Source organism: uncultured Capnocytophaga sp., assembly GCF_938029845.1.
In the GTDB taxonomy this organism is placed as follows: Bacteria; Bacteroidota; Bacteroidia; order Flavobacteriales; family Flavobacteriaceae; genus Capnocytophaga.
The window spans coordinates 24,877-34,133 of sequence record NZ_CALHGG010000126.1; the positions used below are offsets into that span (position 1 = coordinate 24,877).

The following is a 9,257-nucleotide window of genomic DNA, read 5'->3' on the forward strand; positions in this document are numbered from 1 at the left end:
TTATTAAATAATCTAAGTTGATTATATTTCTTCAGCATCTTCTAAGTTTTCTATTAGGATAGGTTCTTCATCTTTAAAATGAAAAGAAACGCCATAAGGTTCGCAAAAGCTGAAACTACCTTCGGCGAAATGCAGTAGCCATTCTTTGCTGTCATAGAATAGGAACTGTGGATTTTCAAAAGGGACTTCCTGCAAGGGAACTCTTAGAAATCGTTTTTCTTCTTCTGAAAGAGGAAAGCCTTCTGAGCCTATCAGCAGTTGTTCTTGAAAATAAGAAAGAGCTTTGGCAATGAGTTTATCTGCACTGGCAAGGATTTTTTCAATAAAAGCAATAGTATCAGGCGTGATGGTTTTACTTTTGCTAAACACAGAAAAAGGCAGCTGTAAAGTTTCTTTGTAGAAATCACTTTTCCACTGGAATGAAGCCTCCCAAAAATACTCGTCTCCCACTTTTTGTGAGAAAGCAAGAGTGCCAAACTTGGTGTTATAACTTGATGTGTTCATTGCTTTAACCAATTAATTTCTTCTTTACTAAGGAGAAAATATTTATATACAAAGTTTTCGCAGGCTTCTTGTTCGCTATCAAAAGACTGTTCATCACAGAAGCAACGAGTATCGGCAAGGCATACCACCCATTGGTTTTCTCGTTGCAGAAGACAAGCGTTATTCACAGCTACATTTCCTTGCTCAAAAGTATTTGTTTTAAAATAGCACTGAGCAGGGTTATAGTTCAAGGCTTCTAAAGCTTGTAACAACTCTTTGAATGTGGGAATAGGGAGTTGTTCTTTTATCTGGGCTAAAAGTTGTTGCCTTTTCATCCTTTCTTGTTTGTTTTTCTTGGAAAACCAAATGAGTATAAACGTCCAAGCCAAAAGAGCTATTAATAGAAGGGCAAGTATATTGTAATTCACAAGAGAAAATGGTATTTTTATATAATCACACTCTTCCACTTTTCAGGATCTTTGTTTTCAGGCAAATACTGTTCTTTGATAGTATCTAATAGCCAGCGATTTTCTACAAGTTTGTATTTGTACTCGCGCTTGTAATTCATTCTTGCATACTCTCTGTCGGTAAAGATAGAGGCTTTTTTGCCTGAGATTTGCACCTCGGTAATGCTTTCTTTAGAAGGATCGTAGTTAGGAGGAAAGACGTGACTGGTGTACTCAGCGCCACCATATTTGCGTTCGCGTTCGGTGATGTATTACTTATAAATAGGGATACGAAGCTCGGTTTGTTGCTTACAAAAGTCTTCCCAAGAGAGCGTTTTCTTTTTCTCCACTTCTTCTTCATCTACTCTGTTGGATTCTGTTTCCCAGTCGTACATCGCTTGCAAGAAAGCAGTGAAACGCTGGCGTAGGGTTTGTTCTGTTTCTGTCATTTTGAATTATAATTTTAAATTGTCATTTTCGTCAAACTCCCAAAAAGGATTATAAGCAACTTCAAAGAGGTAGCCGTCCAAGTCCTTGAAATAGCCACTATATCCACCCCAAAATACTTTTTGAGCTGGCTTGACAATAGTAGCTCCTAATTCACTAACTTTGGATAAAACAGCATCTACTTCTGTTTCTGATTTAGCATTATAACTAATCGTTATTCCTGTAAATGCACTTGACTGATAAGGTAGTGTAGTATCTTCGGAGAGTTCTTGTAAAGGATATAGTCCTAATACAATTCCTCCCAAAGGGAAAAGAGCATACTCCTCCATACTTTTGTCCGACTTCTGCCAGCCTAAGTTCTCATAAAAGGCAAGAGCTTTCTTAAAGTCGCGGACACCTAAAGTGATAAGTGTAAATTTCTGTCTCATTTGGTTAATGCTTTCTCTACTATTTCTATAAGCTCTTCAGGGGTCATTAGAGTATTGAGATAGTCCTCTAAGGTACCCATATTATCTATTTCATTGAAAAACACCTCATGATCGGTACCAAAGAGAGTTGGGTTTTCTCCATTAGGGTCGCTTAGGGCTATGTATATATGGTCAGGATAGCCAGAGGTATAGAACAATTGTATAAGATCAGGTGTCTTGTCTCCTGTAACTTTTATAATTTCAGTGAGGTCTGTAAATTCCTCATCGGAGAAATCGTCATACCATTCTTCATAGTCATCAGTACCTTCTTTGAAAGGGGTAAAGAGGCTGACTGTCCAAAAGTGTTGCCCGTAAGGTTCTTCTGTAAGTTGATAGAACTGAGCAATCATTTGGTCATAGAAAGCCTTTTTATCGGTTTGGTAAAGCTCCCTATGGGCATCTACCCATTCGCCTATACCATAAATAGGCTCAGTATCTTCTGCCTTTGCCCAGGGAGTGTCCTCAGGCTTGGGATAGAGTACGGTATCAAAAGTAATAGCTAATAGGTCATCAGCAAGGGAAGAGCCTTTCACTTGGCTGGTATTGCCTCCAAGGGCTTGAATACGATGTAGGATATTTTCGTTTAACATATTTATTTTATTAAAAAGTTCCTTTTTCTTTGCTCCATTTGCGGTAATCCTCAAGCCAAAGCCGCCAATCCTCCGGACAATGATATTTATCCATATATTTTTCCTGTTCTTCTGAGGGTAAGGAGTGCCAATATTCTAAAAAAGTGTCTCTATAATGCTGCTCATAGCCCTGATTCCAGCGAGGAGCCCCATAGAAACTATGAGGAAAGACTGTCCAAAATGGAAATACTTCCTTATAATCCTCCATTTCTTTCTGAAAATGCTCTCTTTTTCCTTCTTCATAGAATGCTATTTGTACAAAAAAGAGTTTGTTGGCTTCTTGGATTATCTGTAGCTGTGCTTTACTAAGGGCATAAGGCGCTTTGCTAAAGAAATATCTAATACTTTTGGGGCTGACCTCTCCTTCCGCTGCTTCTATACGCTTATAGAGAGCTACAGGAATAAAGAATTCATATCCAAAAACTGGATAGGTTTTACAAAAGAAATCTTTGAGCTTTGAGAACATAACTTTAATTTGCTAATTAGCAATGAGTGAATTGGCTAACTTTTTTGGTACTTTGGAGAGTACTTGCTCGTAAGAGTGCTGTATCATTTCCTTGATAAGGGAAAGAGATAAGCCTTCTAAGAGTACTGTATTCCAATGTTTTTTGTTCAGGTGGTAGCCCGCTACAATCTTATCGGGGTACTGCTCACGGAGTTCTATTGCTCGCTCGGGGTTGCACTTGAGGCTCACACGCAAGGGGACTGTATTTAAACTTGTAAGCACAAAAATACGATTACAGATCCGAAATACCAAAATATCCTCATCAAAAGGCATATCCTCCGTTACATGAGGTAAGGAAAGACAATAATCTCTAAGTTCTTCTAAGTTCATATATTTGTGTTTTTTTAAGTTCTTAAAGATTTTTCTATTTTTTCATTGAGGAAATGCTATATAATTCCCCTCCATTCTCACCATCTTTGTAAATCAAAACTCTATCGTCCCAAAGGTCTTTTAATTGGATGATTTGTCTTGAGCTTTTAGTATTCCATTTAAATTGGATAGAGTCATTCCCTATTTTAAAAGTATAGTATCTGTAACCATAAGGTATAAACCAGAAAACAAAATGATTCCCTCCTCCATGGTTTCCTAAGGTAACCCAATCAAATTCATATAGATTGTCATTGAATTCATCATCTCCCAAATAGCTATAACTAGTTGTTTTAGTGTCTTCTATCTCGTAATAATGGTTATATTTATAATCTTCAGTAAAGTATTCTCCTTTGCTACCTATGCACACAATAGAGTGGAAGTCTACTGGAATTATTTTTTCTATGACACCTAATTGGTTATCAATATATTGTTTGTTTATCTTCGTTATCTCCTCTAAATCATATGCTCCATTTTCATCTTTCGGAACAGCATAGTTCTTAACAATGCTATCATGATCCAAATACTGCAATTCCTTTACTTTTTCAGCTTTTTCCCAAGGATAAGTATATTTGTAGATAATAATTCTATATTTTTCATCTTCTTTCCTATCATAAAAAGTCTTATTTCCACCAAAATCTCCTTTGGCATTTATCTTTTGCTTAATTTTAAAGTCTTTATCAAGCAAAAACCATTCATCTCCTTTTCTTAGATAAATAAATTTATCAGTAGAGTCGTAGATAACCTTATCAGTGCCCATAAGCTGTACCTCTGTAAGGAGAGTATCTATAACAAAAAGATCCTTGTCAAAGCCGTTAAACTCTGGAATTTCAGGGTGCTTATCTTTACCAGGTATCTCATAGCCACAACTGCTATATAAAGATAGTATAGCCAGCAGGAAAAACGTTTTCAAATGATAGTATCTCATATTACTCAAAAATTTTATTAATTTGTGCGGAAGGGTTTGCCATAAACGCTTCAAAGGTACAAAGTTCGGTGAAAGTTCCGTGTTCGTAATCGGCAAAAGCGAGTTTTTTATTCTTAGGATACCACACCAAAAAGCCTTCAGCGCCATACCTATCGGCATCGGAAAGGAGGTCGAGGAATTTTTTGTTTTTCCACTTTACTTCCTTGACATCACTCAGTGGGGCAAACGCTACAAAGCTTGTATATTTGCATTCAGGCAATGGAATACGCCTATCGGTAGCGCGCAATAAGGCGATGAGTCCTTCGGGAAGTTTGTTGGTTTTTAAGGCTCGTAAGCGCTCTTCCTCGTCGTGCCACTGGGCAGGCTCTACCGATTTGATATACTCGGCAACTGCTTTCTGCTTGTTGCGCAGAGCGTAATGATAGGCACGTCCGCCGTATTTATCTTTGTAGGAAAGGTCGGCACCCAGCTCAATAAGTCGTTTTACCAAGGCAAGGTGACCTTTTGAGGCCGCCACTTGTAAGGGCGAGGCATTGTAAGTATATACCATATTAGGCTCACAATAGTTTACACCAAATCCGTGAGCAATAAGGTAGTCTGCCAGTTTATACATACCTTCCGAAGCTACCTTTCTCAAGGTAGTACCGTCGGGAGTGAGTTTAAAACCGTTTTCTATCAGCAGAAAAGCTATTTCTTCATTTTTGCTATAGATAGCAGCCTGCAAAGTAGTGAGGTGGGTACGGGCATTCACATCGGCACCTTGTTTAATCAACCATTTTACCAACTCAGGGTCGCTATTCTCACTCATACAAACATTAATAAGCGCTGTTTTGTTTATATGAGCCCCCTTATCAACTAAAAACTCTAATAGTTTCTTTTTGCGATTGGACAGGGCAAAGTCAAAAGGTGTTTGAGAATAACGTTCGTGTACACGGACTTCTTCGTTGATATCCCAGCCTTTGGCAAGTTCAGCTTCCAAGGCAGGAAAATCTTCCTTACGCAAGAGGGTTACAATTTCAGGGCATTTGAAAGGTGCTTTTTTCTGGGCAAAGATGTTTCTTTCTTCCATAATATAATTTGTTTGTATGCTTTAGATTATAAAAAATTCCCTATCATCCTCTGGGGTAGAGATAGGATTGTACTTATTTAATAAATCAATATACTCTTCATCAGAGAGTAAGGCAGTATAATCACTGCGATGTTTTGCTATAAGATAGGATGAATATCTATTTTCTTCTTTATTTGCGGAACAAGGAAAGTTTGTAAGTTTTCTGTTGTAAATTTCTTTAATTACCTGAGCTTGTTCCTCACTTAGGTAAGGATGATGGGTACGGTATATATTGGCAATATTCTCATAAAAATCACTTAAGGAAGATGCTTTTGCATAAATGCTATATACAATTGATAGCAAGCCATAGAAAATAAAATTCTGCAAGTTATCAGCTATAATTTCAGCAGCATCAAAATCATACCAGTCCTTTACGATAACAGGAGGTTGCTCTGGTTTTTCTCTATCATAGAAAAAACAAACCTCTCCTTCACATTCTGAAGCAAAAGGCACCAAAAGATATTCAGTTTTGATTCCTCGTTGAGATTTATTATTTTTTATTCTATTTATAATATCTTCTGCATCATCCAATGCCGTAAATTGATCCCTAAATAAAAGTAACGGAGGATTCTTTTTTAGCTCTGGAAATACTTCCTTCCATTGCCAATGAACATCCAGCATCCCATCCTCATAAAGCCGGTGATATAGTTTTGGGTACTGAAAGTTATAAGTCTGTTCTATTTTTTGTAATGGGTTCATATCAGATATTTTTTTATTCATAATACCTTCCCAAGTCTAACAGATGTCCTAAGAAATACCAATCGTTAGGAATAGTTTCATCTTCACCTATATAATCACATAAGCCTCGTGCACCACACTCCAAGAGGTCTAAAGGATTGAAATTGTACCAATCATAGCCCGTTTCGGAAGTGACGCCAAAAGAACGCATTTCGTTATGAAGTTCTTTGTCTTTCATACGGTGGAGTTCAGCGATTTGAAAGACGATTACTGCTTGGGTATAAGCAAAGGCGGAAAGATGTTTCGTCTCTTCGGGCATTGAGCGAATGCTTGTCCACTGCTCCTCATAAGTAGCAGTCTTTGCACTGAATGCCTCCTTAAGCAGTTCAAGGCAAAGAGTAGGGGAGAAGGGGGTGTTTTTGTGTGGAGTCACTACCCTATATAATGCCAAGAGATAGGTTTCTAAATCTCTGTTGGTTACTTCTTTAGGAAGCTGTTCTATACAGTTGTAAAATTTGTCGTAGGTCATAGAGGTCATTAGCAAATAAGTGTTTCTTATTCATTAGCGTATTCAATAGTTTGCTCTACAATCAGGTTGGTATAACGTTGGGAATATTCGATACGTTTCTCTATCCAATTGCCGTAAGTATCATAGCGATAGGTAGTTTTGCGGGTATAGACTTTGCCTTCTTTGTTGCTAATTCGCTCAAGAATTTCGTTGTTATGCTTATCAAAAGTGGTTTCAGTTATTGAATAGGGTTCGGGGTCACCTATATCCTGATGGGCAACATAAATTACATTGCCTTTTTCATCAAAACGAGTTATGGTAAACATAAAAGGCTTACCATTGGCTGAAAGACTGGTATCGACTTTTTCGGTATCACTACGAAATTCAATAGAGTGGTGAAGAATCTCCTTTCCCGTAGATATGTTTGTATGACAACGATCTATACATCTGCCTTGGGTATCATATTGGAGTTGTAAGAGATATTCGGCATCGGCTGTGCGGGAGTGCTGACTTATGTTATTGCCGTGTGCATCGTATTTGAAAGTAACAGTTTCTTTCCATTTGCCATTTTCATAAGTAACACATTCTACTTGCTGATGTAGATCATTATAGCGGTATTGTTTTTCTTCCCAGCAGTCGGTTAGTGCTTCATCTTCAGGGTCGTAGAGGCGAGAACTCAGGCGGTTGCCGTGGGAGTCATAGGTAAAGAGGAAGTGGTATTCCTCGCCATAACAAGCCTCTACGAGCTTACCTTGCTCATTGAAAATGAGGGTTTCGGTATAGTCTTCTGAAGAGTATTCTTCGCCTTTTTGCCACTGACCATCTTCAGTGATAATAGCAGCATAGCAACGGGAATCAATGCGTTTGATGTTCATAGTATTAAATTTGCTAATTAGCTTATTGCTGAATTACTCTTCAACATTTTGTATTTTTTTCTTTCTCCTTCAACAGTAGCTACTACTTCAAAACCAAGTTTTGTATAAAGACCTCTAGCTATCGGGTTGTTATCAAATACATTTAAGCTAATAGAGTGAACACTTTTATCTTCAAAAAGCGTTGCGATAAATAACTGCATTGCCTCAGTACCTAATCCTTTTCCCGTAAGGGAAGGATTGATAAGAAATCTACCAATATGCACATTGTTTCCTTCTACTCTTATTTGCTGAATCATCCCTATAAAATTCTCCTCTACATCAATACGAAAACAGTGAGACAAAGCATCGAGTGCTTCTATGGTAAGAGGATATAGCAAAGCATCTCCTGCCCATTGTTGCAGGAAATCAGCTCCTCTGCTATTTGTCCAACGTATGATAGCTTGCTTATCTTCAGGTAATAACCCTTCAGTTATTTTCATTTTATTAAACAAACTTACTTGCTTTTTAATATTATCTAATCAGATGGTTATCTCTACCATATTGCCATCAGGGTCAAGTATCACACTCTCGTAATACCCATCGCCAGTGGTGCGTGGGGCACTAAAGCATATATAGCCTTCATCTATAATTTTCTGAGTAAGCACATCAACCGTTTCCTTGCTTCCTACACTAAAAGCAAAATGTATAAATCCTTCATTCATCACCTTGTCCAAACGTTCACTAATATTGGGACGCCACATAATTTCCAAGCGAGCACCATTTTCAAAACTTAGGAAATAGGTATGTAGTTCTGTTTTAGGGTTGTGGTATAACTCGTTTGACTTTGCCCCAAAATAAGTTTCATAAAAAGACTTAGAAACTTCTAAGTCTTTTACATACAATGCGATATGATCTATTTTCATAGCGGTAATTTGTTAATGAGCCAATTGTAAATTATCTTTTACCTTTTATCTTCCACTAATACCGACATTCCTGGTCTTAGATCCTTTATTTTTTCAGTAGGGTAGGCCTTGATAGCAAAGGTCTTCTTGTCAAAATCGCCTTTACTTTTGGTCGCAGTCCAAGTGGCAAAATCGGCTTGTACTGCTATGTGTTTTACTTCCATTTCTATTTCTTGGTTGGCAAGAGCCGGTACAATACCTTTGAACTTGGTACCTATTTTAAAATCAGCCATTTTATCTTCACGTATGTTGAATACTACCCACTCATCACTACTGTCAATGAGATTCATCACAGGATACCCCGCATTGACGATTTCTCCTTCGTTGGGGATAATAGTCTGTATCTCGGCATCAGCAGGAGCGAAAACTTTAGCCCCGTCTTTGTAGGCATTCACTTCAGTGATGACTCCTTGGGCTTGAGCAACCAAGGCTTGAGCTGCTGTTTTGTCCTCTACACGGGCACCATTCTTGGCCATTTCATATTGTGATTTGGCAGCATCAGCTTGTTTTTGTAGGGCAACCATTTGGGTATAGACCTCATCTTTCTTTTGGGCAGGGAGTACCTTATCATTGTAGAGGTTATTTACACGCTCATAGCTCTTGGCAGCAAAATCAGCTGCAGCTTGGGCTTGTTGCCACACATTGTAAGCGGCTTGGATCTGTTCTGTGCGGGCACCGCGTTGTGCCTTGTCACTTTGAGCTTGTGCAGCCAAGCGAGCAGCTTCGGCTTGGGAGAGTTTGGCATCAAGTTCGGTACTTTCAAGTTCTAGAAGTAGGTCGCCTTTGTGCACTTGATCACCTTCTTGTTTGTAGATAGCCTTGACCCTACCAGGTACCTTAGGGGCAACATTGATCTGTTTGGCCTCTACTTGTCCT

Annotated in this window: 16 protein-coding genes; all 16 read right to left on the reverse strand. The window is 38.3% G+C overall.

Features of this window, described 5'->3' with window-relative positions; all coding sequences use genetic code 11:
- Positions 1-21 precede the first annotated feature (21 nt).
- A complete protein-coding gene (locus Q0625_RS09075; RefSeq protein WP_298826132.1) occupies positions 22-504 on the reverse strand; it encodes a hypothetical protein in 483 nt (160 codons plus the stop codon).
- Positions 501-926 carry a hypothetical protein gene (locus tag Q0625_RS09080; protein WP_366125067.1) on the reverse strand — a complete coding sequence of 142 codons (426 nt, stop codon included), beginning with the start codon at positions 924-926 and terminating at the stop codon, positions 501-503. The genes Q0625_RS09075 and Q0625_RS09080 overlap by 4 nt, the downstream gene beginning before the upstream one ends.
- 2 nt (positions 927-928) lie before the next feature.
- Complete coding sequence (locus tag Q0625_RS09085) at positions 929-1,198, reverse strand: NTF2 fold immunity protein (protein WP_298826170.1); 270 nt, start codon at positions 1,196-1,198, stop codon at positions 929-931.
- A gap of 3 nt (positions 1,199-1,201) precedes the next feature.
- Positions 1,202-1,378, reverse strand: coding sequence for a hypothetical protein (locus Q0625_RS09090; RefSeq protein WP_298826138.1), 177 nt, complete (start codon positions 1,376-1,378; stop codon positions 1,202-1,204).
- A 6-nt stretch (positions 1,379-1,384) separates the two neighbouring features.
- Positions 1,385-1,804 (reverse strand): VOC family protein, encoded by a 420-nt coding sequence (locus Q0625_RS09095; protein ID WP_298826141.1) that lies wholly within the window; start codon positions 1,802-1,804, stop codon positions 1,385-1,387.
- Positions 1,801-2,433 (reverse strand): hypothetical protein, encoded by a 633-nt coding sequence (locus tag Q0625_RS09100; RefSeq protein ID WP_298826144.1) that lies wholly within the window; start codon positions 2,431-2,433, stop codon positions 1,801-1,803. Before Q0625_RS09100 ends, Q0625_RS09095 begins: the two co-directional genes overlap by 4 nt.
- A gap of 10 nt (positions 2,434-2,443) precedes the next feature.
- Complete coding sequence (locus Q0625_RS09105) at positions 2,444-2,938, reverse strand: hypothetical protein (RefSeq protein WP_298826147.1); 495 nt, start codon at positions 2,936-2,938, stop codon at positions 2,444-2,446.
- 12 nt (positions 2,939-2,950) lie between these two features.
- The gene (locus Q0625_RS09110) at positions 2,951-3,307 is read right to left on the reverse strand and encodes an MmcQ/YjbR family DNA-binding protein (protein ID WP_298826149.1); all 357 of its coding nucleotides are present in this window, start codon (positions 3,305-3,307) and stop codon (positions 2,951-2,953) included.
- A 34-nt stretch (positions 3,308-3,341) separates the two neighbouring features.
- Positions 3,342-4,271 carry a hypothetical protein gene (locus Q0625_RS09115; RefSeq protein ID WP_298826150.1) on the reverse strand — a complete coding sequence of 310 codons (930 nt, stop codon included), beginning with the start codon at positions 4,269-4,271 and terminating at the stop codon, positions 3,342-3,344.
- Position 4,272: 1 nt separating this feature from the next.
- Positions 4,273-5,340: an ankyrin repeat domain-containing protein gene (locus Q0625_RS09120; protein ID WP_298826152.1), complete on the reverse strand. Its 1,068-nt coding sequence runs from the start codon at positions 5,338-5,340 to the stop codon at positions 4,273-4,275.
- A gap of 21 nt (positions 5,341-5,361) precedes the next feature.
- Positions 5,362-6,078, reverse strand: a complete 717-nt coding sequence (locus Q0625_RS09125; protein ID WP_298826154.1) for a hypothetical protein — start codon at positions 6,076-6,078, stop codon at positions 5,362-5,364.
- A 13-nt stretch (positions 6,079-6,091) separates the two neighbouring features.
- Positions 6,092-6,586, reverse strand: a complete 495-nt coding sequence (locus Q0625_RS09130; protein ID WP_298826156.1) for a hypothetical protein — start codon at positions 6,584-6,586, stop codon at positions 6,092-6,094.
- A 26-nt stretch (positions 6,587-6,612) separates the two neighbouring features.
- Positions 6,613-7,440, reverse strand: coding sequence for a hypothetical protein (locus Q0625_RS09135; protein ID WP_298826161.1), 828 nt, complete (start codon positions 7,438-7,440; stop codon positions 6,613-6,615).
- Between the two features lie 17 nt (positions 7,441-7,457).
- Complete coding sequence (locus tag Q0625_RS09140; protein ID WP_298826163.1) at positions 7,458-7,919, reverse strand: GNAT family N-acetyltransferase; 462 nt, start codon at positions 7,917-7,919, stop codon at positions 7,458-7,460.
- A gap of 39 nt (positions 7,920-7,958) precedes the next feature.
- Positions 7,959-8,342 carry a VOC family protein gene (locus Q0625_RS09145; protein WP_298826165.1) on the reverse strand — a complete coding sequence of 128 codons (384 nt, stop codon included), beginning with the start codon at positions 8,340-8,342 and terminating at the stop codon, positions 7,959-7,961.
- Between the two features lie 38 nt (positions 8,343-8,380).
- On the reverse strand, positions 8,381-9,257 hold an 877-nt coding region (locus Q0625_RS09150; RefSeq protein ID WP_298826166.1), incomplete at its 5' end, for a biotin/lipoyl-binding protein.